The 25,056-nt window shown below is 41.9% G+C and carries 22 protein-coding genes; 5 read left to right on the top strand and 17 right to left on the bottom strand.

Annotated features, from left to right (window positions below; translation table 11 throughout):
• From F3059_RS02035 to F3059_RS02020, 4 genes are read right to left on the bottom strand one after another with little or no spacing between them, the layout of a single operon-like run.
• On the bottom strand, positions 1–435 hold the full coding sequence (locus F3059_RS02035; protein ID WP_151166267.1) for a hypothetical protein: 435 nt from the start codon (positions 433–435) through the stop codon (positions 1–3).
• Positions 432–1,619 carry a M20 metallopeptidase family protein gene (locus tag F3059_RS02030; RefSeq protein ID WP_151166266.1) on the bottom strand — a complete coding sequence of 396 codons (1,188 nt, stop codon included), beginning with the start codon at positions 1,617–1,619 and terminating at the stop codon, positions 432–434. The genes F3059_RS02035 and F3059_RS02030 overlap by 4 nt, the downstream gene beginning before the upstream one ends.
• Before the next feature lies 1 nt (position 1,620).
• Positions 1,621–1,992, bottom strand: a complete 372-nt coding sequence (locus tag F3059_RS02025; RefSeq protein WP_189683209.1) for a sulfite exporter TauE/SafE family protein — start codon at positions 1,990–1,992, stop codon at positions 1,621–1,623.
• Positions 1,993–1,997: 5 nt separating this feature from the next.
• Positions 1,998–5,285: a hypothetical protein gene (locus tag F3059_RS02020; protein ID WP_151166265.1), complete on the bottom strand. Its 3,288-nt coding sequence runs from the start codon at positions 5,283–5,285 to the stop codon at positions 1,998–2,000.
• A 150-nt stretch (positions 5,286–5,435) separates the two neighbouring features.
• Here F3059_RS02020 and F3059_RS02015 point away from each other — a divergent pair, with 150 nt between their 5' ends.
• Complete coding sequence (locus tag F3059_RS02015) at positions 5,436–6,083, top strand: MBL fold metallo-hydrolase (RefSeq protein WP_151166264.1); 648 nt, start codon at positions 5,436–5,438, stop codon at positions 6,081–6,083.
• A 53-nt stretch (positions 6,084–6,136) separates the two neighbouring features.
• Here F3059_RS02015 and F3059_RS02010 read toward each other — a convergent pair whose 3' ends face one another.
• The 7 genes from F3059_RS02010 to paaZ form a co-directional block, all read right to left on the bottom strand.
• Positions 6,137–6,907, bottom strand: a complete 771-nt coding sequence (locus F3059_RS02010) for an alpha/beta fold hydrolase (protein WP_151166263.1) — start codon at positions 6,905–6,907, stop codon at positions 6,137–6,139.
• Positions 6,907–8,994 (bottom strand): alpha-ketoacid dehydrogenase subunit alpha/beta, encoded by a 2,088-nt coding sequence (locus F3059_RS02005; RefSeq protein ID WP_151166262.1) that lies wholly within the window; start codon positions 8,992–8,994, stop codon positions 6,907–6,909. Before F3059_RS02005 ends, F3059_RS02010 begins: the two co-directional genes overlap by 1 nt.
• Positions 8,995–9,225: 231 nt before the next feature.
• The gene (locus tag F3059_RS02000) at positions 9,226–10,158 is read right to left on the bottom strand and encodes a DUF3078 domain-containing protein (protein ID WP_151166261.1); all 933 of its coding nucleotides are present in this window, start codon (positions 10,156–10,158) and stop codon (positions 9,226–9,228) included.
• A gap of 62 nt (positions 10,159–10,220) precedes the next feature.
• Entirely contained in the window at positions 10,221–11,969 is a 1,749-nt protein-coding gene (locus F3059_RS01995; RefSeq protein ID WP_151166260.1) for a DUF349 domain-containing protein, read from the bottom strand.
• 193 nt (positions 11,970–12,162) lie between these two features.
• Positions 12,163–12,939, bottom strand: a complete 777-nt coding sequence (locus F3059_RS01990; protein ID WP_151166259.1) for an enoyl-CoA hydratase/isomerase family protein — start codon at positions 12,937–12,939, stop codon at positions 12,163–12,165.
• 24 nt (positions 12,940–12,963) lie between these two features.
• Complete coding sequence (locus tag F3059_RS01985; RefSeq protein ID WP_151166258.1) at positions 12,964–14,634, bottom strand: formate--tetrahydrofolate ligase; 1,671 nt, start codon at positions 14,632–14,634, stop codon at positions 12,964–12,966.
• Positions 14,635–14,811: 177 nt separating this feature from the next.
• Positions 14,812–16,899, bottom strand: a complete 2,088-nt coding sequence (gene paaZ, locus F3059_RS01980) for a phenylacetic acid degradation bifunctional protein PaaZ (protein WP_151166257.1) — start codon at positions 16,897–16,899, stop codon at positions 14,812–14,814.
• 297 nt (positions 16,900–17,196) lie between these two features.
• On the opposite strand from paaZ, the gene F3059_RS01975 reads away from it, so the two are divergent.
• On the top strand, positions 17,197–17,943 hold the full coding sequence (locus F3059_RS01975; RefSeq protein ID WP_151166256.1) for a T9SS type A sorting domain-containing protein: 747 nt from the start codon (positions 17,197–17,199) through the stop codon (positions 17,941–17,943).
• Positions 17,944–18,076: 133 nt separating this feature from the next.
• Positions 18,077–18,664, top strand: a complete 588-nt coding sequence (locus F3059_RS01970) for a hypothetical protein (protein ID WP_151166255.1) — start codon at positions 18,077–18,079, stop codon at positions 18,662–18,664.
• Positions 18,665–18,741: 77 nt separating this feature from the next.
• Here F3059_RS01970 and F3059_RS01965 read toward each other — a convergent pair whose 3' ends face one another.
• The gene (locus F3059_RS01965; RefSeq protein WP_151166254.1) at positions 18,742–20,904 is read right to left on the bottom strand and encodes a prolyl oligopeptidase family serine peptidase; all 2,163 of its coding nucleotides are present in this window, start codon (positions 20,902–20,904) and stop codon (positions 18,742–18,744) included.
• Between the two features lie 257 nt (positions 20,905–21,161).
• Here F3059_RS01965 and F3059_RS01960 point away from each other — a divergent pair, with 257 nt between their 5' ends.
• Both F3059_RS01960 and F3059_RS01955 read left to right on the top strand, forming a co-directional pair.
• Positions 21,162–21,425: a type II toxin-antitoxin system Phd/YefM family antitoxin gene (locus F3059_RS01960; protein WP_151166253.1), complete on the top strand. Its 264-nt coding sequence runs from the start codon at positions 21,162–21,164 to the stop codon at positions 21,423–21,425.
• Positions 21,422–21,679, top strand: coding sequence for a Txe/YoeB family addiction module toxin (locus tag F3059_RS01955; protein ID WP_151166252.1), 258 nt, complete (start codon positions 21,422–21,424; stop codon positions 21,677–21,679). Before F3059_RS01960 ends, F3059_RS01955 begins: the two co-directional genes overlap by 4 nt.
• A 98-nt stretch (positions 21,680–21,777) precedes the next feature.
• Here the strand turns inward: F3059_RS01955 and F3059_RS01950 are convergent, their stop codons facing one another.
• From F3059_RS01950 to paaI, 5 genes are read right to left on the bottom strand one after another with little or no spacing between them, the layout of a single operon-like run.
• Complete coding sequence (locus F3059_RS01950) at positions 21,778–22,188, bottom strand: hypothetical protein (protein ID WP_151166251.1); 411 nt, start codon at positions 22,186–22,188, stop codon at positions 21,778–21,780.
• Entirely contained in the window at positions 22,185–22,796 is a 612-nt protein-coding gene (locus tag F3059_RS01945) for an acyltransferase (RefSeq protein ID WP_151166250.1), read from the bottom strand. Before F3059_RS01945 ends, F3059_RS01950 begins: the two co-directional genes overlap by 4 nt.
• Position 22,797: 1 nt before the next feature.
• On the bottom strand, positions 22,798–23,391 hold the full coding sequence (locus F3059_RS01940; protein ID WP_151166249.1) for a YdeI/OmpD-associated family protein: 594 nt from the start codon (positions 23,389–23,391) through the stop codon (positions 22,798–22,800).
• Between the two features lie 2 nt (positions 23,392–23,393).
• Entirely contained in the window at positions 23,394–24,608 is a 1,215-nt protein-coding gene (pcaF, locus tag F3059_RS01935) for a 3-oxoadipyl-CoA thiolase (protein ID WP_151166248.1), read from the bottom strand.
• Between the two features lies 1 nt (position 24,609).
• Entirely contained in the window at positions 24,610–25,035 is a 426-nt protein-coding gene (gene paaI / locus F3059_RS01930) for a hydroxyphenylacetyl-CoA thioesterase PaaI (RefSeq protein ID WP_151166247.1), read from the bottom strand.
• Positions 25,036–25,056: the final 21 nt, after the last annotated feature.

The raw sequence follows: 25,056 nt of genomic DNA, 5'->3' as shown, positions 1-25,056 counted from the left end.
TTACTTCTTCTTTGAAAGGTTCAACAACGAGTCTGCCCGATGCATCGATTTTTCCATTTCGACACCTACATTTTCCATCAGTTGCTTTTGATCATTGAGGTAGTTGATAGCTTCTTCTTTTTTGACAGAATCTGCTGGCTTTTCAAAATTACGCATCCAATCCATCATACCTTCAGATGCATTTTCCAGTTGCGTGCGGGCGTTTTCAAATTCGATTGTCATGGCAGAATCTTTCACAACAGAATCGAGCTGTGTACCTAAACGGTTGTTCAGGTTTTTGAGGCTATCCATCTGTGGCATATACTTATCGTGCAAAGCCATTACATCTTCCATGAGCTTTTTGCGCTCTCCCTGATTTTCATCATTTTTCTTGCTGGAACTGTTGCCACAAGCAGCTAATGCCAGTATGGCTACTCCGGTAATTATCTTCTTCATTGCTCCAATTGTTTTATAGTTAAATACGACATTAATTCAATTCCTGTTTTCAATGCATCTTCATTTACCTCATATTTTGGATGGTGAAGACCAAAGTTTTCGCGGTTATTAAATCCGGTTCCAAGTCGGTAAAAACAGCCTGGAATCTCCTGGCTGTAGAATGCAAAATCCTCTGAGGTCATTCTTTGCTCAAGGTTGATTACGTTCTCATCACCCAAATATTCACGTGCCCAATTCATGCATTTTTCGGTCAAATCCTCATCGTTGTGCACATTGGGGTAACCGCGTCTTATCTTAAAATCGATCGAGCCGCCCATTCCTTCGGCAATCCCGTTAGCTATGGCGAGCATTCGCTCATGTGCCTTTTCACGGTAAGCTTCATCCATGGTTCTGAATGTACCCTGCAAATGAACTTCATTGGGAATGACATTGGTAGCTCCCAATCCTTCAATTCTACCGAAAGTGAGTACAGCCGGAGTAAATGGATCTTTCGATCTGCTGATTACCTGTTGGAGTGAAGTGATTAAATGGGCGCTCATCAAAACCGTATCCACTGTTTTGTGCGGCATTGCTCCGTGCCCGCCTTTTCCTTTTACCGTTACATGAAGCTCATCGTTTGATGCCATGTAAGTTCCCGGGAAAAAACCCACTTTTCCTGCAGGTAAATCGGGGAAGGTATGTTGAGCTACAATTGATTTGGGTTTAAATTTTTCGAGCAGACCCTCTTTAATCATCAATGAAGCACCACCCGGAATTTCTTCTTCTCCCGGTTGAAAAATGAAAATCACTTTTCCGGCAAACTCACTTTTCAATTCGTTGATCACGGTCAGAACCCCAATCAGCGAGCTTGAGTGCACATCGTGTCCGCAAGCGTGCATGATGCCTTCCTTTTCAGATTTAAACGGGAGATCTGTCTTTTCATCTATCGGTAATGCGTCAATATCAGCTCGCAGTGCGATTGTTGGCCCCGGTTTCTCACCCTGTATTTCTGCTACAATTCCGGTTTTAACCCAATTATCAGCGTAGGAAATTTCGAGCTCATCGAGAATTGACTTGATGTAAGCCGATGTTTCAAACTCTTTGAACGAAAGCTCAGGATGTTGGTGAATGTGACGTCTGATCTCCAGTACCTTGTTCAGGTTCTGACCAACGAGCTTTTCAATTTTATTTTTGATATCGGTCATGCTACTTTGAAAAGAAAATGAGCCTGATTGCTACGATAAGCATCAGAGCTCCAAAAATACGTTTCAAAGTTAACTGATTTATGGTGAGCGACAATTTTGAGCCCAGGTATCCGCCAATTACAAAAGCTGCTGCAATCAACAATCCCGCTTTGATATCGAGGTGACCGGCCTTGTAATAATTCCAAGCTGCAAGTATCCCGATTGGGAATAACATGAGTCCAAGGCTAGTTCCCTGTGCTGTGTGCTGTGACATGCCGGCAAAGAAAACGAGAGCCGGAACGATGATGATTCCTCCGCCAACTCCAAACATTCCACTGAGCATTCCGGCAGCCAAACCAATGGCGATAAAGATGATGATTTCTGTCACTTTCATTGTATTTAAAAGTCTAACCCAAGCGAGAAGAAAGGCCTTGGATCTTTGAGTTGTCCGTTTTCAACTCCCCATGCATAATCCATTTTGATGAAGTAGCCGAGTGCCTTTGTACGCAACCCAAAACCGAGTCCGCCAATCAATGGATCGATTTGATTTTTGAGTTTCACTGTTACAGAAGAACCTCCATTTGTGACTTCTCTGGTGTTAAAGGCGTTTTCATCGCTGTATGGATCAGTTCCTGTCCAGGCTGTTCCCAAATCTCCAAAACCGGTAATCTGGAAGTTTTTGAGGAAGTCAGATTTGATAGGTTTGCTGATCAGATATTGGAAAATAGGCCAGCGGATTTCTGAGTTCAATAAAGCAAAGCTGTTACCATTTCTCGCGTTCTGAATGAAACCGCGCATTGGTGTAGCGATGGTTTGGAAGTAATATCCCTGGTTGCGCGCTACATTGTTATTGAAGTTGAACATGTCCTCACCACTGATCCAGTTGTTGATTGAACCCATGTAATACACGAGTTTTCTACTTCCAAATGAGGTGCTACCGCTCAGTCGATTCGCCCAGATGAGGTTTCTGTGAATCTTGATATAGTGGCGAATATCTGTTCCCACGACATAAAAATCTCCCTGATCAGCAGAGAACTCATTGTACATTTCACCAAACACCTTTAATCGAGTACCCTGCATGAGGTTGAGTCCAAGTGGGCGCGTGTTGTCATAGATATACTCGAGTTTTAATCCACCCCAGTGATCATATTGATCTTCTTCTCTCAATGAGTTGGCATCAGTAGCCTGAATTACATTTTGATCATTACGGTAACTCACAGTTCCTTTTAAGCCGGCCACTTCACTAAATGGGTATTTGCCAATTACGCTTGCTTTGTGGATAATAGTTTTTTGAAGTGTGAAAGCCTGTACTTCCTGAGTGGTCGTTTGTCTTTGTAGCAATAGCTCTTTATCGAGGCGTTTTCTTCTGTTGGCAAAGCTTGCAAAAAACTCGGTGTTATTACCATTGATCGCATAGCGCATTCCGCCCTCAAAAATGTAATCCTCCATGAGGTCGATTACGTTTGTCTTAGCCACGGTTCCCAATCCCGGTGCGATGTAAGGGCCGCCATTGAATCGTTGATACAGGTTATTCGCAAAATTCCAGTCTAATTGGATAGTAAGATCATTCGCTAAAAAAGCCGGACGGTAAATTTCTGCGATAGGTATTTTGATAGAATCTCCCGGTTTTCCACTTCCGTTGCGTGGAGTAGGAGCTTTCTTGAGCTCGATGAATCGCGAATTTTTCAGTGGCTCTCGTCCATTATCAGCAACCTTTGTTTGTGTTGTGTCAGATCCTTTTTGGGGTTTCTGCTCATTATCTGATTCAAAACGGTAATTGTCGATGTCAACTTCTCGCTCTTTTTCTTCTTCCTTTTCAACCACTTCAACTTTTTGAACGACAATTCTTTCGGGGAGTTCTTCGTCTTTTTGTTCTTGATTATTTTCCTCATTGAATGCAGATCCTTTCAACTCATTCAAAGTCGATAAGTTTTCAAGCGGAGTGATATAAAATCTATATTTATTCTCATACTGAATCAAATCGAGCACCTGATTGGCCTCAGGGTTTATATCGTGATGAATGATATTCCGCTTGTAGTTTGTAAGCGGTTTCGACTTAGTGAAATAGCGGTAGTGGATGGTGGTGTCAATTCGGCTTATGGCGCTATCTCTCGAGGCAATGTAACGGTTCATAATTCCGCTCTTCGGGCTCAGATAAATGTATTTGCCTTCTTTAGTAGAGTAAGGTTGTTCTTCACTAAATTGCGGGGTTTCAGTGATTCTGGTCAGAACCTCGCTCTCAGTTTGGTAGTCGTATCGGAAAATGTCGTAGGTAGGCATGATTTGGACATTTTCAATGCGTCTTTCCTTTTTGCCTCTAATACTACCAATGGTATCGGTTGGTCTGTTAGAGGTAAAAACAATTCCAGATGAGTCTGCTGTGAAACTCGGTTCTAAGTCTGCAAATAAATCATTCGTGAGTCTTACCTGGCTTTGAGTAAGCATTTTGTATAGGTAGAGGTCAGTTTGAGCCTCACTCACTGCTGAAAAAACGAGTTCTTTTCCAGATGGAGAATAATTGAATGATAGCACTTTATCGAGCTGTCTCAATTCGCGTTTGTCCCACTCTTTTTCATCAACATCGTACATCCCCAGTATGATCTCGCCTTTTTTGCGGTAAATAGTGGTTAAGATATTTTCAGTTGGGTGCCACTCAATCAACGGGTATGTGAGCTCAGGAACCCGATCGAGGCGATGACCGATTTTGAGTATTTTTTTGCGCTTGTCATTTTTGATGTCATAAAGATAAACGCGTTGTTGACCAGCTTCATTTGTCACATAAGCGGCCATATCACCAGACTTATTTGTAGTGAATTTCTGGTAAATTCTGTTCTTCCGGCTCTTGATGTCGAGCGGTTCTGACCGTGGAAGTGTTCTTACTTTTTCATCGTAATCGTAACGCTGCTGGTAATATGCTCTTGCTTCTTTAATCAGCGTTTCAAGCGGTACGCCCAGCACATAAAGAAATCCGTTTTCAATATTTCTACTGATCTTGGACATGTACACAATGTTTGGAATCACGTCTTCACCGTAGATTTGAGCGATGTAGTGCCACATGGCGTGACCTATATTTTCAGCAGCTTCACCTGTCCTGTGGTTGAACTTTTCAAACTCTTCATTGAGGATGATGTCGCGAATACGATCGTCAACTTCAACATTCCACGGGCTTGCTGCGTAGGAAACGAGTCCTTCAGAGTACCAGTCTGGAATGGTGAGTAGAGCAGAGTTTTTGATTACTTCTTTCCAGTCCTGTCCGTAGCCCATCTGGAAGAAGAGGACACGTGCAATATTTTCTCTGATTTGCCTGTCTAAATGCGAGTGATCGCCATCGTAGTAAACAAATATTTTATTTCCCTGAATTTGAATTTTACCGCCAATGTTCTGCTCTTCAGAGTGTTCTAGCCCTATGTTGCTGGCTCTAAACTCCTGAAGATTGTTGAATACAAGCATGTAAACTTTGCCCTGCAGGCGGTAATCGAAAAAGCTTTCTAATTGCTTGAGATTTCGTTTGGCACTTTGTGAAGAGTAAACTGCCAGATTTCGACCAGCTCCGTAGAAGTAAACATTGAAATGCTCAAAGTCAATGTGCTCCCATTGTTTGGGGTCATACTGGACTCTGTTTTTTCCAAACGTTTGGTAGCTACCTCTGTAAAACTGCCCACTTGAGGGGGTGGCAGTAAATAACATGAGGGAGATAATCGAGAGAATAAACAGTCCCTTCGTCAGGTATATGTTAGTTTTGTCGATCAATATTTTTTAGTTGAAAGCCAAAAATACAAACTATAATACAATAACATTTTTGGCTGTAAACTATTGTTGAATCCTTAACAATTTAAGATGCTGAAGATACAAAAGTTTACGTTTAATCCGTTTCAGGAAAACACATATGTGTTATACGATGATTCTCAGGAAGCTGTAATCATTGATCCCGGTTGTTATGAAACGTTTGAAGAGGAGGAATTGGTTGCATTTATCGAATCAAAAAATCTGAAACCCGTAAAACTCATCAACACGCACTTCCATCTCGATCACATTCTTGGAAATCAATTTGTAGCAAAAAAGTACAATCTTAAAGTTGAGGGACATAAAGCAGGATTACCAACTTATCAAATGGCTGAACCGAGCGCAAATATGTACGGATTTGGTGGGTATAAGTCTTCTCCGGCACCTCAGGTTTTTTGGGAGGAAGGTGATGTTATTTCATTTGGCGGTCAGAGCCTGGAAGTGCTTTTCGTTCCCGGTCATGCTCCCGGTCACATAGCGTTAGTTCATCACGAGAGTAAAAGTGTTATCAATGGTGACGTACTATTTGCCGGAAGTATTGGACGAACCGACTTACCCGGTGGAGACTTCGACACTTTGAAAAAGAGTATTCAGGAAAAAATGTACAAACTGCCAGATGATTATAAAGTTTACTGTGGTCACGGCCCCGAAACGACTATCGGAACTGAAAAGCAAACCAATGCTTTTGTGAAGGCTGAATGATTAATTATGTTATGATGAATGTTGGGTTTTGAATGAACGAAGTTTTTCAGAATTCAGATTGATCCAACTAAGAAATCGTGAGATAATTCGAGTACTTCTTCCTTTTTCTCAAGGTGAGGAATATGCTTACAACCAGCGATCTCTTTAACTAATGCGTTTTGACCGACTGATTTTTTAATCAGATCTAACTGTTCGTGGGTTCCGTATTCATCATCAGATCCCTGAAAGGAGAGAAGGGTAGCTTGTATCGATTTTATTTCTTGAGTGATATCCCAATTTCTGAAATCAGGAGATAGCCAGGTATCACACCATGCAAGGAAAATGGATTCAGTATTGTCAAAGTGATAGCGGGCCAGTTTTTCTTTGAAGACTGGATCTGAAAGAAAGTGTTCTCTTACTGGTTTTATCCCGTTGAGCGTAACATCTTCCACAATAACATGAGCCGCTTCGGTGATTACTTTATTAACTTTTTCAGGATGTTTAGCTGAAAATAATAACGCGATACTTCCTCCGTCACTGTGACCAAATAGATGCACTTTTTCTTCGATTTCAAGTGCGTTGAGGAGTTCAGGTAGTTCTTGCCATGCGTAATCGTGCATGTAGTTTGGGGTTCTGACCGAAGTCAAACCTGTCGATTTTCCGTGTCCCTGTCGCTCGTAGATTAAGCCCCGGCAATTTGTGGCTCTACATAAGAGTTCGGGGAAATCTTTCCACTGGCCAATACTACCGAGAGCTTCGTGGAGAAACACGATAATGGGACCACTTGCGTTTTCGTTGACCCACTGATAGTGCAACCGAATATCTTTCAACTGAGCAAATGGCATCAGTAATTCAGCAATGCTTCAATTTTCTCAGCAACCTTATCAGCGTTAGGGAGCATAGTAGCTTCGAGAGTACTGTTGAGCGGAATAGCCGGCAAATTCTCAGATCCAATTATTTCAACCGGTGCATCGAGGTGTTCAAAACAGTTGCGCTGAATCAATCCGCAAAGTGCCTGCGCAAACGTGTTGATTTCAGGCTCTTCCGTAACGACCAATATTTTGCTGTGCTTTTTAGCTGTTTCGTAAATCAATTTCTCATCAACCGGAACTAATGAGCGCAAATCGATGATTTCAATTTTGCCATCAAACTGTTTGGCAGCCTGAGTTGACCAGTAAACACCCATGCCGTAGGTTATGATCGCCATTGATTTGCCTTTTTCTACCTGGTTTTGATCGGCTTCCTGTACAACACGACCTTTGCCAAATGGGATTACATAATCCTCATCGGGTTCAATCGTTTTAGCTTTTTCTGTTCCTTTGATTTTACTCCAGTAAAGCCCTTTGTGTTCGAGCATAACGACCGGGTTGGGGTCGTAGAAACCTGCTTTTAAAAGACCTTTTAAGTCGGCACCTGTTGAAGGATAAGCGATTTTAATTCCACGGATATTCGTCAATACCGATTCAACTGATGAACTGTGGTAAGGTCCGCCACTTCCGTAGGCGCCAATTGGTACGCGGATGAGTGAAGAAGCCGGCCATTTACCATTTGACAGGTAATACGATCTGCTCAACTCAGTAAAAAGTTGGTTGAGTCCGGGCCAAATGTAATCGGCAAATTGAACTTCAACAATTGGTTTACAGCCTGTAGCTGCCATGCCAACTGTACTCCCTATAATGAAAGCTTCCTGAATTGGCGTATTGAACACGCGGTCGTCACCGAACTGCTGTGCGAGCGTAGCGGCTTCCCTAAATACACCGCCAAGTCTACCACCAACATCTTGACCGTAGAGTAATGCTTCAGGATGTTTGCTCAATATTTCACGTACAGCAAAAAGCGCAGAGTCAACCATTACGGTTGCTTCTTTTCCTTTTGGCTCGCGCTCTCCTTTTTCTTCTGTTACCGGAGTGGGAGCAAAATCGTAATCGAAAAGATCTTCAGGTTTTGGATCTTCAGCCTCAGTAGCTTTGTCGTATTGTTCCTGGACACTTTCGATCGCTTTGTTTTGAATTTCTTCGAGTTCTTTTTCGGTCAGATCTAGCCCCAGCAGTGTTTCCCTGAATTTTGGAAGCGGATCTCTCTTTTCGTGCTCTTCGAGATCATCGCGGTACCATTCTTTTCTCACTCCCGATGTGTGGTGCCCGAGTAGCGGAACACTTGCGTGAATGAGTACAGGCCTGCGCTCGGTTCTGATTATGTGGATTGCTTTTTCAAGCTTTTCGTAACTCTCAATGAAATCGTTTCCTTCGATTTTAATGACTTCAATTCCTTTAAATCCCTTTGCGAATTCGGCAGCGTTTTGAGCGCGTGTCTCTTTTGAGTTGGCAGAGATATCCCACTCGTTATCCTGCACAAAATACATGATGGGGAATTGCTTTAGAGCAGCCATTTGTAGAGCCTCAGAGACTTCACCTTCAGTCATTGCGGCATCGCCAATTGAGCATACAACCACCGGGTTCTGACCATTAAAGTCTTCAGCGATTTTCTGTTTCTCGAGGTATTGAACACCCATTGCTACTCCGGTTGTTGGAATTGCCTGCATTCCTGTAGCACTGGACTGATGTGGGATTTTTGGTTTGTCGTCATCCTTGAGTGATGGGTGAGAGTAATAAGTTCTACCACCAGAGAACGGATCATCTCGCTTGGCTAGCAATTGAAGCATACAGTCGTAAGGTGTCATGCCAATTCCCAGTAAAATAGAGTCGTCACGATAGTAGGGCGCAACCCAGTCTTGCGGTTTGAGTTGTAATCCTAGAGCCAACTGAACGGCTTCGTGTCCGCGAGAACAAGCATGAACGTATTTGGAAGTAACCTGCTTGTGTTCTTCAAACAAATCGCTCATTGCACGTGCTTCGCACATCAACCTCCATGCTTTCTTCAATATATCCTTTGAAACGTTGGTTTTCTTAACCTGAGACTTTCCTTCACTCATAGCCATCTAATTTGAGCGGGTAAATGTACGGTTTCTCCTTCTCTTTTTGAAATAATGAGAAAAAGCGAAACAAGTACTCGAATTACTTTTGTTTATCGAAATATAGTTTCGAGTATTTGTTGTTTTATCAGAATATAATAAAAGTATATTTTGAGATAGCCTGAATTTTAAATCATAAAAAAAGCCAACTTCAGTATATAAGTTGGCTTAAAATTCATTTTTGGGAATTGATTAGAAGTTGACACTCAATCCGGCACCAAATACTTCTTTAAACTGAACTCTTGGGCCAGTAGTTGTTTCTCCCATTTCATTTGTGCCTGTTTCAACCATGATGTCATCGTCATAGATAAGGTTGGTTGTGATATTTGCAGATAGCCATTTGTTGACTTTTAGGTTGAGCATTACATCCCAGGTGATATCGATGTTTTGAGGTTGTTCCTGGTAATTAGAGAAGAAGTCTGCTTTCGTTTCAATAACAACGTTATCCATGATCTTCTTCTTCGCCCAAATTTTAACGTATCCACCGAGCTCAACTCGAGTGTTTTCACCTTCAGAGATCAATTCACCGTTTTCATCATACGTAGCCGGCTCAACTCCAAAAGCGCCTTGATTAGCGAGGTTTTGAACACGAACAAATGTCATTTTAGTTGATAGAGGAGCAATATTTACTCTGAACCATTTTACCGGAGAGTACTGAGCACCAAGACCGGCAAAGAAATAACCTGGAGCCATGATGTGAGAAATTCTTCTCCTGGCTGTATCACCCAAAAGTTCGAAATCTTCAGTGAACTGGGTTCTGAAAGTTGAAAAACCTGTTGCCTGCCAGTTTTTACTGAGTTGATACCCAAATTTAGTTCCTATTTCAAAACGGTCATCAGTTTTGCGGAGGTCATCACCACCAATTCTTGTACCACCAATAGCAGCCTCAATATAGTTTTCCCAGGTCAGTTTATCCTTGTTGTAATCTGCGTTGATGCTGAAAAAACCATTTGCAGAGATTGAGTTTTCACCACCGGCCTGCCAGTTTGTTAGTGAAACCTGTGAACCTGTTAGAGATAAAACGCCTTCTAATGTCCAGGCTGTATCTTTTACAAGTGAATCTAATTGGGCGTAAGAGATTTGGGCCGTTAGTGCAATAACGACTGCAAGTATAATTCTTTTCATATATGATTTAGTTTGGCTGCGAAAATAGAAAACTATTTCGTTGATTCTGTGTCATGGTCAGATCAGTTTTCAGTTTCCTCTTCAGAGACAGATTCGTCTTCCTCATCATCTTCTTGCGTCCTGTAAAGCATATCGAGCTTCTTTTCTTCGTTTTCTAATTGTTTACGGGTTGACTCGATTTTATCTTTCACATCTTTGAGCAGTGACTCGCCACCCTTTGAGCTCTCCACAAATGAAATGTTGGTTTCATATCTATTGAGAGTTGATTTCAGTTTACTGATGTTTTCACGAATCTTTCTTTCTTCCCGCTCAAGTACCCTGTCACTATTAGAAGAATGACTCAAATCTTCGAGCTTATTTTTGTAGAGTCGCTCTTTGGTTTCTTCCTCATCCAAACCGAGTTTTTTGTATTGTTCCCTTACTGCTTTTCTGTACGCGTTTGCTATGAGCGATTTTTGATTGATGGGAATAAAACCAACTTCATTGAATTCATGTGTGAGATCTTCTAAAGATTCGAGATCCTTTTTGTAGTCTCCCGCAGGTTCAAATTTCTCAATCTTTTCGATTATCGCCTTTTTCTTTTCCAGGTTTTCTGCTTCGCGCTGGTCTTTATTGGCAAAGTAATCTTTCTTTCGGTCGAAGAACTTATTACAGGAACTTCTAAATGTTTTCCAAAGTCTTTGCTCATCACGCTGATGCGCATTGCCCACTTTTTGCCATCTCTTTTGAAGCTTGATGAGTTTCTCTTTAGTCTCTTTCCAGTCTTCACTATCTTCAAGAGCCTGAGCTTCTTTTATCATCTCTTCTTTGAGCGATTTGTTTTTATCCTGCTCAACTTTCAGATTGGCAAAGTATTCTCTTTTAGCTTCAAAGAAATCATCACCGGCTTTTTGAAAGCGCTCCCAAACTTCTCGGTTCTCCTCTTTTGGAGCAAAGCCTATCGTTTTCCATTCTTTTTGGAGATCTTTAACCTTTTCAGTGAGTTTTCTCCAACGCTTTTGCGTTTCAATTTCTTCCTCGTTGATTTTCTCGAGCTGATCTACAAGCTTTTTCTTTCGTTCTAAATTTTCCAGGTGTTGATCTTTAACCTGCTGGTAATGCTGCTTGATTTTGTCAAACAATTCGTGCTGGGCCGATCGAAACCTATCGCGAACTTTTTCCCATTCTTCGCGAAATGTTGGACCTATTTCATCCCATTCTTTCAGGTAGGTTTTGAGCAGTGTATCAACTTCTTTGATGTTTTTCTTCTCCTTGAGCGACTCCATTTTTTCGGCCAACTCCTCTTTCTTTTGAAGATTGCGTTTGAGGTCGTGCTCGAGAAGTTCTTTGTAAATGCGCATGTTGTAGAAAAACTCATCGCGCATTCTGCTGTATTTATTTTGCAGCTCTCTGAATTTTTGTGACGGTACAGAGCCCAATTCTTTCCACTTTTCTTCGAGCTCGCGCATGCGTTCAAAAGCACGCTTTACGTTTTCTTCGTTTTCGGTCAGATCCTTAATTTCATCAATGATGTTCAGCTTGTGTTTGTAATTCTCCTGCTGAACATCCGCTAATTCTTTTTCCCATGTTTTCTTCTTTTGAGAAAACTTAGCCCACAATTCATCAAAGTGCTCGTCTTCATCATCGCGTTTTGGAGAGAACTCTTCTTTTTTGCCACCTTTTTCAAGGTGCTCTTCGAGTTGAGTTTTGTGGTCGGCTGCTGCCAGGGTTTGATAATTGGCTAGTATATCTTTTGCAGATATAGCGGTTTCATTGTTCATCTCCTTCTCGAGGAGCTCTTCCAACTGTTTGTTGAGATCGGCTTTTGTCATAGCGTCAAATTGTGTTCACCAAATAAGGTTGCAAAATAGCTGATTTAAAAGTAAGTAACTTTTATCTGAAAATTAAATTCTAAATTACTTTACTGGTATCAATTGGTAAATTTCGTAAAAATATTGGGACTAAAACAAAAATCCCGATTGATAGATAAAACCAATCGGGATTGAGGATTGAATTGAATTTAGTTTATTTCTTCGATTTGTTTTTGAAGTTGTTGATGAAGTTTTTGGTGAATTCTTCCAAAACGAGTTCACCGCTGAGCTCAGCACGTTTTTCTAAAAGCACATCCCAGTCTTCACAACCTTCCCAAAATACATTTTTCAGGTCACGCATAGCTTCAGGATTGTAAGTTGCTAATTTACCTGATAACTCATTTACTGCTTCATCGAGTTCTTCAGTAGTTTCGTAAATATCAGCATAAAGTCCTTTTTCGTGAGCCCATTGAGCATCTCGCCATTCGGTAGCGTTGATCGCCATTTGAGACATAGCTGATCCAATTTTCCGCTCCACAGCAGGGCCTACAACAAAAGGACCAATCCCGATCGCTAACTCACTCAACTTTACTGAAGCGTATTTTGTCGCCAGGCAATAATCTACGGCACTCGCCATTCCAACTCCACCGCCTACGGCTTTACCCTGAATCCGACCGATAATGAGTTTTGGGCATTTGCGTGCAGCATTGATCACATTGGCAAACCCCATAAAGAACTTTTTGCCGGTTGGATAGTCATCAATCGCGAGCAGCTCGTCAAATGAGGCACCTGCACAAAAAGCGCGCTCACCGGCAGACTTGAGTACAATAACTTTGATGTCGTCATTTTTGCCGGCATCTGTAATGTTTTGCGCCAATTCTGCGAGCAGTTTCCCCGGTAATGAGTTACTGGCCGGATGCATGAATTCAATAGTTCCAATTCCGTCTTTTACAGTTGTTTCAACATATCCCTGTTGTGTGATATCACTCATAATTTGTTGCTTTTGATGTCAAAATTAAGATAAACCTGAGATGTTGCCCTCAGCATCGATTTCCATTTTCTCAGCGGCCGGAGTAGAAGGTAGTCCGGGCATTCTGAGCATATTCCCGGCTATCGGGATGACGAAACCGGCACCTGCTGCAATTTCAAATTCTCTCACGTTAAAGGTGATGTCTGAAGGTCTTCCGATTAATGAAGCATCATCAGAAAGTGATTTTTGTGTTTTTGCGATGCAAATGGGCAATTTGTCAAAACCGAGTTTTTCAAATCGTTTCAATTGTTTTTGAGCTTTAGCGCTCAGCTTCACATCACCGGCTCCATAAACCACTTTTGCAATTTTGTTGATCTTATTTTCGATGTTGTCATCCAGGTTGTAAAGTGGGTTGAAAGTAGGTGGATTTTCATCGCAAAGTGTTACTACTTCTTTAGCCAATTCACGGTTTCCTTCTCCGCCTTTTCCCCAGCTATCGGCTACAATTGCTTTTACTTCTTCTTTTTTACAAAATTCACTAACCTTATTGATTTCGCTATCCTGATCAGCAACGAATTTGTTGATTGTCACAATCGGCTTAATTCCAAAACTCTGTATTGTTTGGATATGCTTTTGAAGGTTTTTTAATCCTTCGGTCAGAGCCTCAAAATCCGGCTCAGTGAGGTTGTCGAGCTTTGCGCCTCCGTGGTACTTCAGGGCTCTGATCGTAGCCACAATCACAACGGCTGATGGTGAAACACCAGCATGGCGAGACTTGATGTTAAAGAATTTCTCTGCTCCTAAATCAGCTCCGAATCCTGCTTCCGTGATGACGTAATCGCTAAGTGACAATCCGGTTTTGGTCGCGATGATGCTATTCGTTCCCTGTGCGATATTCGCAAACGGACCTCCGTGAATAATGGCCGGATTTCCTTCGAGCGTTTGAACGAGGTTTGGCTTGATAGCATCCTTGAGCAAAATCGCCATTGCGTTTTCTGCTTTGAGGTCTTTTGCAAAAACGGCTTCGCCTGTTCGGGTGTCGCCAATGTAGATGTTTCCCAGTTTTTCTTTGAGATCAGCAAACGTGTTGCTCATGCACAAAATGGCCATGATCTCAGAAGCAGCAGTGATGTTAAAGCCTGTTTCAGTTGGGAAACCACCAGCTTTTCCGCCAAGTCCTGAAACGATATTGCGCAGAGCGCGATCATTCATGTCCATGCAGCGTTTCCAGGTAACTGTTCTCGGGTCAATCCCGAGTCCGCCATCCTTCTTTTGCACATCGTTATCGATGATAGCAGCAAGTAGGTTGTTTGCTTTTTCGACAGCTGCAAAATCACCGGTAAAATGAAGGTTGATATCTTCCATCGGGATTACCTGTGACATTCCGCCACCTGCAGCTCCGCCTTTTATTCCGAAAACCGGGCCGAGTGAAGGTTCTCTCAACACGACAGTTGATTTTTCACCGATGAGGTTTAAACCATCATTCAATCCGATCGCGCTGGTTGTTTTTCCCTCACCTGATGGAGTTGGGTTGATAGAGGTTACGAGCACCAGTTTAGATTGCTTTGCTTTCTCGTCATTTATCAATGAGAGCGGTAGCTTGGCTTTGTGGTGACCGTACGGCTCAATCTGGTTCTGACCAATATCGAGTTTTTCAGCTATCTCAGAAATATTTTTTGCCTCAACGCTGTTGGCAATTTCTATATCAGATTTCATTTGTATGCATATAAAGGGGGGGTATCAAAAGGCATTTACGAGACCAAAAAACTGATAATTGAAGGAGCTTTAGCCAACCTTTATAGTTGTTTGAACTTTTTAAGGTTAGCCTTTTAAAACCGAAAAATCTCACTTTTCGGTTTTGATACACGCCCCTGATTAACTAATAAAATTATCTTACTCTTCATTTTCGGCTTCTTTGGCAGCTTGCTCTGCAGCCGATTGATCGAGCTTTTTCACCATCGTGAGGATTGTTGCAAGCCCAACTGTTTCGTCCTCTTCATCGTAAATATCGACCATGAATTTTACGATTCCTTTGGCTACATTTTCATCGCCCAGTTTATCGTTTTCGATTTTCTCCTGAACCGTAAAGCGAACTCCGATCGTCATTCCCGGATAAACAGGTTTCGTGAAGCGACAATTATCGATTCCGTAATTCAGGAGAACCGGACCTTTTTTGGGGTCAACGAATAATCCGGCAGCTTTTGAAAGAATGAAGTAGCCGTGCGCCACGCGATCTTCAAAGATGGTTCCGTCAAGAGAAGTCCTATCCATGTGAGCATAGAAGTTGTCTCCACTTACATTAGCGAAATTGGTGATGTCAGTTTCTGTGACTGTGTGTTTGTGCGTGAAAACTGTTTCACCGACTTCGAGTTCTTCAAAGTGTTTTTGAAACACGTGTTTGCCGGGATCTTTGTGTTTTGCTCCGTACTGGTACTGGTTTGTAACTTCAGTCAATGTCGTTGGAGATCCCTGAATTGCTGTACGTTGCATGTAGTGGAAAACACCGCGTTTACCACCCATTTCTTCACCGCCTCCGGCTCTTCCCGGTCCACCGTGTACGAGAAGTGGAAGAGGAGCTCCGTGACCTGTACTTTCTTTAGCACAATCGCGGTTGAGGATCATGATTCGGCCGTTATAGGCTGCGGTTCCGAGTGTGAAATCTCTCGCAGTTTTGTCATCAGCCGTAGCAATAGAAGTTACGAGCGAACCTTTTCCCATTCTGGTCAATTTGATTGCCTCATCGTTGTTTTTGTAAGGTAAAATCGTAGCAACCGGACCAAAGGCTTCCACATCGTGGCAGGCCTTTTTGTTGAACGGATCGCTATTTACCATGAGAATAGGAGAGAGGAAAGCACCTTTTTCGTAATCGGCACCGTTGAGTTCAGCTGTTTCCAGGCTTCCGTAAGCGAGTTCCTGCTCAGCGAGTAACTGATTTACTTTTTCGCGAACTTCAGTACGTTGTTCCTGTCCGGCAAGTGCGCCCATTCTTGTTCCGTCAATATTCGGGTCTCCAACTGTTGTTTTTTGAAGTTGCTCGGTCAGAGCCTTGCGGACGTCATCGACATATTTCTCCGGTACGATCGCTCTTCTGATAGCCGTACATTTTTGCCCGGCTTTTACCGTCATTTCTTTTCGAACTTCTTTGACGAAAATGTCGAACTCAGGCGTTCCGGGAGCCGCGTCTTCACCCAGTACTGATGCATTGAGTGAATCGGCCTCCATGTTAAACGGAACTGCTTCTTCGATTAGTCTCGGATTTGACTTGAGCATTTTACCAGTACTGGCAGATCCTGTAAATGTCACGATATCCTGCGATTCAACGTGATCGATAATTCCGCGAGCGCTACCAGCAATGAGTTGAAGCGCACCTTCAGGAAGTATTTTTGAGTCGATAATCTCTCTTACAACAGCCTCAGTTAAATAAGATGTGAGCGTTGCTGGTTTTACGATTGCAGGAACTCCGGCAAACCAGTTGACAGCACATTTTTCAAGCATTCCCCAAACCGGGAAGTTAAAGGCGTTGATGTGAATGGCAACACCTTCTTTTGGAACCATGATGTGGTGACCTACAAACTGACCACTTTGTGAAAAGTTGTGCATTTCACCATCCACGTAGTACGATTCATTCGGGAATTGCCTACGCAGACTCGCATTAGCAAAAAGGTTCCCGAATCCTCCATCAATATCAAACCATGAGTCTGGTTTAGTAGCCCCTGTAGCCCAACTGAGCTTGTAAAAATCCTTCTTCTTTTTCATCAGGTGCATCGCCAGTGCTTTTAGCATGAGTCCGCGTTCGTGGAAAGTCATTTTGCGTAGAGCCGGACCACCAACCCTGCGGCCGTAATCCATCATCTCGCCAAAATCGAGTCCTTCACTCGTAGCTGCTGCTATTGGTTCACCTGTTATTGAATTATATAGTGTTTTTCCGTCACCTGTACCTTCAACCCATTGACCATGGGCGTAGTTTTGTAATTTCTTCATCTCCTCGCAATTTTTCTATTGGAGGCACTAAATTATAGTAAACTCACGGAGTGGTGAAATTATTGGTGAAGGATTGCTAATTCGCAATTCGCGAATCGCGAATTGAAAAAGCCCTGACATGAATTTCACATCAGGGCTTAAGGTATATTGAAGCTTTAAATTATTCTGCTCCGGGAAGATCAGCGTATTCCATATTCCAGAACATAAACGACCACTTGTCGGCTTGTTCCTCGATTATTTTGCTATACGATAATAAGTTTTATATATTAGCAGAATAATCAATAAAAATCTCTAATTATGAAAGAATTAATTTTAAAAAACTCTTTTAGGAGTTGCTTTATTGCAACAGTGTTATTTCTATTTGTTTCAGCTAGCTCAAATGCAGTTCAAATTTGGGTGGTATATTCTTGTGAAGGGTCTTCGAGTGGTTACTGTGCAGCAACATGGGACAGTGAATTTGGGTGTGATATCTCGTTCACCCCAGCTGTTGTTGACTGTTTTGAAGTAGGTGCTAGTGGAGATGGTAACCTTGTTGAGTATGACTCTTGGTTTTGTAGTGAAGATAGGTATTCCGTAATGTTAGGAGATGATGGAGAGATTGAGCTTTATAAAAATGGTAATTTTGTGAAAACGTTAGGCTCTACAGATAATACAAACTGTCAAGATGGATATTTTGAATCATTTAGTTTAAGTCAAAGTTGTGATCCTTCTGAAATTGGTATTAATTATAATTGTGTTCCTGAATCTGTTTTTTATGATTCTACAGGATCAAATAAGAATATAACCCTAGGTTATTCTAAAGAAGATGCTCAAAATAGAGATTATAAACTATTCATCAGTAATTCTTTTGTGAAAATTAAAGGTGTTCAGAAACCACTCAAAAAAGTTGAATTGTATTCAATAACAGGAAGTTTAGTTAAACAGAAGTCAAATTTATCCTCTAATAGCAATTTAGTTAACCTTTCTGATTTACCAAAGGGGACTTATATAGTTAAGGTAAAGTCTGTTGATGGACATATTTATACGGATAAATTAGTTTATTAAATCCTTATTCCATCTACTAAAGTAGTAGCTACTACTTTAGTAGATGGACAAATATTTTACAGTGATGATTTCGAAAGCATACTTATTTTTTTTATTCATGCTCTTTTTTGGAAACACATTGTTTTCTCAAACAATGAAACCAGCACTTGTCAATAAAGAAGGAGATGTCGTTTCTGAATGGCTCTGTATTAAAGATACGTTCAAAGTTGTTCACACGCTCAGTGAAAATAGAGGTGTTATTCGATTAAAAGTAAATGGAGACAACAAGAGAGAGTTAGCCAGTTATCTTTTTTCTGATGAAGAAACACCTCTTAATGAGCAAACAATTGGTGTGGATGTTTCTGTTGAGAAAAAATCATGTGAAATTGAAGAAGTGGAGGTTTCTATAGATAGAAAGTCAATGAAGTCTTTGGGGCTTGCAGATACAGTTGAAACAGCCAATAATGCAATTTCACAAATGGATGTTTTGGGCTACGAGAAAAGATATGGGGATACGATAATTTTTTATGATTGGGTATGTATTTCTGATACGTTTAAGGTTTACCTATCTAAATCAAGTATTTTTTTGACCCTGAACGGAGAGGTTGAGGAAGAATGGGAGCCAATGAACAATGATAATTGTAAGCCCGGTGAATTTGAAAAGTTCTATATTTCAAAACTCTCCTGTAATCCTGATAGTGTTAGAGTTGTAAAGGAGTGCAGTGGTGATTTTAAGAATTAGCTCTATTTCACAAATCAAAAAAAAGCCCTGACATGAAATTCACATCTGGGCTTTAGAATTTAAACTATTGAAAAGGACTATTCTGCTCCCGGAAGATCAGCGTACTCCATATTCCAGAACATGAACGACCATTTGTCGGCTTGTTCCTCGATTATTTTGCTGATCGGTTTTCCGGCTCCGTGTCCGGCTCTGACCGCAATACGAATCAATACCGGGTCAGTTCCAGCGTGTTTTTCCTGTAATGTAGCAGCAAATTTGAATGAGTGAGCCGGTACAACACGATCGTCATGATCAGCAGTTGTAACCATTGTTGCCGGATAATCAGTTCCTTCTTTAAGGTTGTGAAGTGGCGAATATCCTTTGAGGTACTCAAACATTTCTTTCGATTGCTCGCTTGAGCCGTATTCCGGTACCCATCCCCAGCCGACTGTAAATTTGTGGTAGCGCAACATATCCATCACCCCAACTGCGGGGAAAGCTACTTTGAAAAGATCGGGGCGTTGTGTCATGCACGCGCCAACTAACAATCCGCCATTTGAACCACCGGCAATCGCCAGTTTGTCTTTCGTTGTATAGCCTTCTTTGATGAGGTATTCACCGGCAGCGATGAAATCGTCAAATACGTTTTGCTTTTTCATCAGCATACCTTCTTTGTGCCATTTTTCTCCGTACTCGCCACCTCCGCGGAGGTTTGCCATAGCGTAAACACCGTCATTCTCGAGCAGAATAATATTCGAAGTGCTAAATGAAGGCGTCAGGCTGATGTTGAATCCTCCATACCCGTAAAGCATCGTTGGATGTGTTCCATCGAGCTCAATTCCTTTTTTGTGAACGATGAACATCGAAACATCTGTGCCGTCTTTCGACTTGTACCAAATTTGCTTTTCAACGTAATCTTCAGGGTTGAACTTCAATTCTGGACGGTAGTATTCTTTGCTCTCATTCTTTTCGATGTTGTACTCGAAAATCGTGTTCGGGTAAGTGAAAGAAGTGAATGTGTAATAGAGCTTGTCTTCTTCTTTTTTAGCGTAGAATCCGCCAGCACTACCAGTCCCGGGAAGCTTCACTTCAACACGGTCAGATCCATCATAATTCATGCGGTAAACCTTGTCTGTAGCGTTTTCCATGTATTGAGCGAATAAATATCCGCCACCTTTTGAAACACCATTTAGCTTACTTTCAGATTCATCCAGAATATTTTCCCAACCTGCTTCATCAACATTGTTGACATCAATTGCTACGAAACGATTGTTTGGCGCGTTGAGATCAGTAACAACATAGAACTTTCCGTCCTTGTGATCGGTAACAGAACTCTTCGCTTTAAAACCATCGATAAGTGGCTTGAAGTCTCCACCTTCATTAGCTGTTTTGCGGAAATAAATGTCGTTGTTTTCTGTTCCTTCAGAAACATTGAGGATGAGATATTCGTCATCCTCCGTAACGCCAATGTTGTGGTACAACTTAGGGTTTTCCTTATTGGCATAAATCAGTTTATCTTCATCCTGTGAAGTTCCCAGTTTGTGGTAATAAACCTGGTGGAATGTGTTTTTGGCTGATAGTTCAAATCCGTCTTTTGGTGCGGGGTAACGACTGTAGTAAAAGCCATCTTTGTACCATGCTGCACCCGAGAATTTCACCCACTTGAGGATATCACCAGTATTTTCATTTTTTTCGATATCACGAACTCGAATTTCGCCCCAGTCAGATCCGGCCTCAGAGTAGCGGTACGCCATGTACTTATCATCGTCACTGGCTCCCATAAGAGAAACTGTAACAGTTCCGTCATCACTCATTTTATTGGGATCCATGAATACTTTTTCCTCGCCATCTTTCCCTTTTTTGTAGTAAATGACACTTTGATCCTGGAGACCATCATTCTTGTAAATGAAAAAGTAATCACCCACTTTTCTGGGAGCTGATACTTTTGGGTAGTTCATCAACTCAGTGTAGCGACTTTTAATAGAGTCGCGGTATGGGATTTTATCGAGATAACCGAAAGTCACCTCATTCTGCTTTTCCACCCAGGCTTCAGTGTCTTTGGAAGTGTCATTTTCGAGCCAGCGATAAGGGTCTTTTACTTTTACGCCAAAATATTCATCAACCGTATCTACTTTTTTCGTTTCGGGATATTTCACGTCAAATTGTTTCCACTCGGCCTTAGCCTTTTTTTCCTGTTTTTGTGATTGATTGCAGGCTACAAGACTTGCAGCAGCTGCAAAGAGTAATAATGCTTTCTTCATTTCTAAATCAGTTGATAGGGTTGCAAGTTATTGAAACCAATTTATTAATTCTGGTTAAACGCCAGGTTTGGTTTCAAAAATAGTGAAATCGATAGAAACAAGTTGTTATTAGTTGGATTACGGGATATGAGTTCTATCACTAATTTTTACTGAAATTAAATCTATATTTTTAGTTTTCAAGTTATGCTATCCCCAAAAGGAATATTGTAAAGACTATTATTTGTACATATATTTGTACACTTAAAAAATACAAAATCATGCAAGTCACAACTGTTTCTCATTTTAGAAAAGATATCAAGAATTACCTGGACAGAGTAGTGAAAAACTTTGAAACCTTGATTATCAATCGAGGTAAAGATTCAGCAATAGTTGTGATGTCATTAAAAGAGTATAATTCGTTAATGGCTACTAACCACGAACTTTCTTCACGAAAAAATGAAGTGAGACTGGACTCAGCCATCGAAAAACTTAAAAAGGGAGAATCTTTTGACAAAGAGCTAATCGAAGACCAAGACACATGAAATATGTATTTGTAGACGAGTCCTGGGAAGATTACCTGTATTGGCAAAAAACGGACAAAAAGAAACTGAAAAGAATAAATAAACTGTTAAAAGATATAGCTCGTAATCCGTTTGATGGAATTGGAAAACCAGAACCTTTAAAACACAAATACGCAGGATTTTGGTCTAGACGAATTGATGGTGAACACAGACTGATATACCAATACAATGAGGGAGAAATTTTAGTAGCGAAATGTAGGTTTCACTATGATTAAAAATGACTGTCCCCAAAAGTACCTAAGAAAAAATGGCGCAGAAAAAGGAGGGAACTCCTCCTTAAAAAGTGACTCCAACTGTTGTTATAATATCATTCCTATAATTCAGGCTCTTCCTCCAAATACAGACCCGCATAAGGTCTAAAAATTTCCTTTTCAGCTTTCATGTACACATAAACAACTTCTTCGTTGTTGATTCGCCTGCGGTCTATTTCTTCTACGATAGAGGAAGAGACAGCTAAATCGGTCGAGTTGCCATCTGCATAGTTGTAACGGAAAACGGTTGTTTCCGGAACTTTGATCTCGATAGGTGAACCGTCTTTTTCGGCTCTGACTGTGAAGGTTTCATCTTCTAAAACTTCAAAGCTCATGGGCTCACCTTCAATATCGATTTCGTCTTCCCACAAGATGTAGAGGTTGCGTTCACTTTCTTCGCCCTTGTACCTGCGATCAGCTAATTCCTGATTCCACTCAGGATTTTTGTTGATGAAAAATATCGTGTGCTTCATTTTTTGTCAGTTGATTTTGTGTCCATCCAGGTTTGGTAAATGTCGTCCTGTTTGGGTCTGAATTTTGGTTTTTCTCTCAATGGCTCGCAGGGTTTTAGTGAATCGCGGCAATCCTGAGGAAGTTTTTGGTACAATTCGGTTCCGCGCGTTTTCCAATCGGCCATTTCATCCGTAACTTTTTTGATGACTTTAGCCGGATTTCCAACAGCCAAGCTCCTGTCCTCTAGCTTGGTCTTTGCCGGAACAAAAGCCAGTGCTCCAATGATGCACTCTTTCCCGATTTCTGCATCATCCATCACCACAGCATTCATGCCCACGAGTGTGTTTTCGCCAATTGTGCCTCCGTGAATAATTGCTCCGTGTCCGATGTGAGCCGATTTTTTAAGCGTAACCGTTGTGCCGGGAAACATATGAATGGTGCAGTTTTCCTGCACATTGCAACCATCTTCTATCACAATTTCGCCCCAGTCGCCACGAATAGCAGCTCCCGGACCCACATAAACATCCTTCCCGATGATGACATTTCCTGTCACCGTTGCGTTGGGGTGGATGAATGCCGATTTGTGAATGACCGGTTTGTAGCCGTTAAACTCGTATATATTCGCCATGTTATTTGTATTTGTCATTGAGTCCCTTTCCCTTTTCGATCATGGGGATGATCTTTTCCAATCGCCTCTGCTTCGTATCTTCACGTTTCGCTGTTTCAATGTATTCAGCGTATTCGCGTTTCTTGTACGGACTCAGATTTTCAAATTCTTCTTTTGCTCGTTCGTTATCGGTCAGAGCCGAATCCAGCTCAGCGGGTAACTCAACTGTTTTTGGTTTTTTAGCCGGCTTTGTGTGAATTCCTTTAGCATCATTCTCGGCTGCTTCTTGAATATACTGAGCGATTGTTTCGTAATCCGGATTATCGTTTTCTGAAATCCTAATTTGACGCTGCGCTTTGGTTACATCCTTAGCCTGAACGAGTAACTTTTTCGGATCTGACAAGTGAACACCTTCCTGAAACCAGATAGCTACGTGATCTTTGAAAGAGGTCATGCCGAGGATATTTTTCTTTCCCTCGTAATAGGGAACTCCCCATTTGATCGTCTCTTTCAGTTTTGGGCTGGTATCGAGAATGAGAGCTCTTATTTTGCTCAGCACCTCGTGTTTCCAGCCGGTAGCTTTCTTTTCCAAAAAGTCGTCAACTCTCGGATCCATCTCTATGCATTTACATTTTCAATAATGGTAGCGTATCCTTGTCCAACACCTACACACATCGTACAAAGAGCATATTTTTTACCCGTTTTATTGAGTTCGATCGCAGCAGTTTGCAACAATCGCTGACCAGACATTCCCAATGGGTGACCAATTGCGATTGCTCCACCATTTGGGTTGAGGCGCTCATCGTCATCAGCAATTCCCCATTTGCGGGTACAGGCCAGTGACTGAGCAGCAAATGCTTCGTTGAGTTCAATGATATCCATGTCGTCCATGGTCAAGCCGGCTTTTTTCAACGCTTTTTCCGTTGCGTAAACCGGACCAATTCCCATAATACGCGGCTCAACACCCGCAACACCTGATGATACAATGCGAGCCATCGGTTTTAAGTTGTGTTGTTTCAATCCGTCTTCTGATGCGATAAGTAGTGTGCCAGCTCCGTCATTTAATCCCGATGCATTTCCGGCAGTCACTGTTCCGTCTTTGCGGAAAGCAGGACGTAACTTGCCAAGGATCTCCATGCTCGATTTTGGCTTGACAAACTCATCGTGCTTGAAAATAATTGGATCTTTTTTGCGCTGTGGAATTTCAACCGGAATAATCTCTTCACTCAAACGTCCGTTTTCCTGTGCTTTTGTCGCTTTCATTTGCGACCAGTAAGCAAATTTGTCCTGATCTTCGCGATTGATATTGTATTTCTGAGCGAGGTTTTCAGCCGTCATTCCCATTCCTTCAGTTCCGTAGAGCTCTTCCATTTTAGGGTTGATGAAACGCCAGCCGAAGCTTGAGTCGTGCATCTGTGCATCGCGGCCGTAAGGCTTGCTCACTTTAGAAATAACCCATGGTCCGCGTGTCATGTGTTCAACACCACCTGAGATAAAAAGGTGACCGTCACCGTTTCTAATCGCTCGGTAAGCGTGAATAGCAGCGCTCATGCCTGAAGAACACAACCTGTTTACAGTTTCTCCCGGAACGGTAAAAGGCAATCCGGCAAGGAGCAATGACATACGCGCAACGTTTCGGTTGTCTTCACCGGCCTGATTGGCACAACCCATGATCACGTCATCTATCGCTTCCTTGTCTAAATCGGGATGGCGATCCATCAAGGCTTTGATGACGTGCGCTCCGAGGTCATCGGCTCTGACCGGAGAGAGAGTTCCTGTGAAATTTCCTATTCCTGTTCGTATTCCGTCAACTATATAAGCTTCTTTACTCATTTTATTTGATGTTATTCCAGTTCTTAGATGTGATGTAGACTGTTCCTTTGAACAAAGCTACAGTTTTGTTGTGTTGATTGGTGATTGTGACTTCGTAGATTGCGGTTTTTTTGCCGCGATGTTTTTCCTTTGCCACAGCTTTTAGTTGATCACCTTTAGCAGTGGGCGCGAGATGCGAAATGGATGTTTCAATGCTCACACACTGCGGACCGCGAGAGTTGGCTGCAAATGCGAGAGCACTATCGGCCAGTGAGTAGGAGATGCCACCGTGAGCGATAGAAAAGCCGTTTAACATGGGTTCTTTCACGGTCATTTCGAGCGTACATGAACCTTTTTCGATGTGCGATAGTTTCATGTCCATCCACTTGCTGAATGGATCATTATCGTACATTAGGTGAAAAATATCGATTGGTTGAAGGCTTTCCATTTCGTAACTTTTGAGCGGTCA

The organism is Salibacter halophilus (genome assembly GCF_008806325.1).
Lineage (GTDB): Bacteria > Bacteroidota > Bacteroidia > Flavobacteriales_G > Salibacteraceae > Salibacter > Salibacter halophilus.
This window is presented reverse-complemented; position numbering and strand designations above follow the sequence as displayed.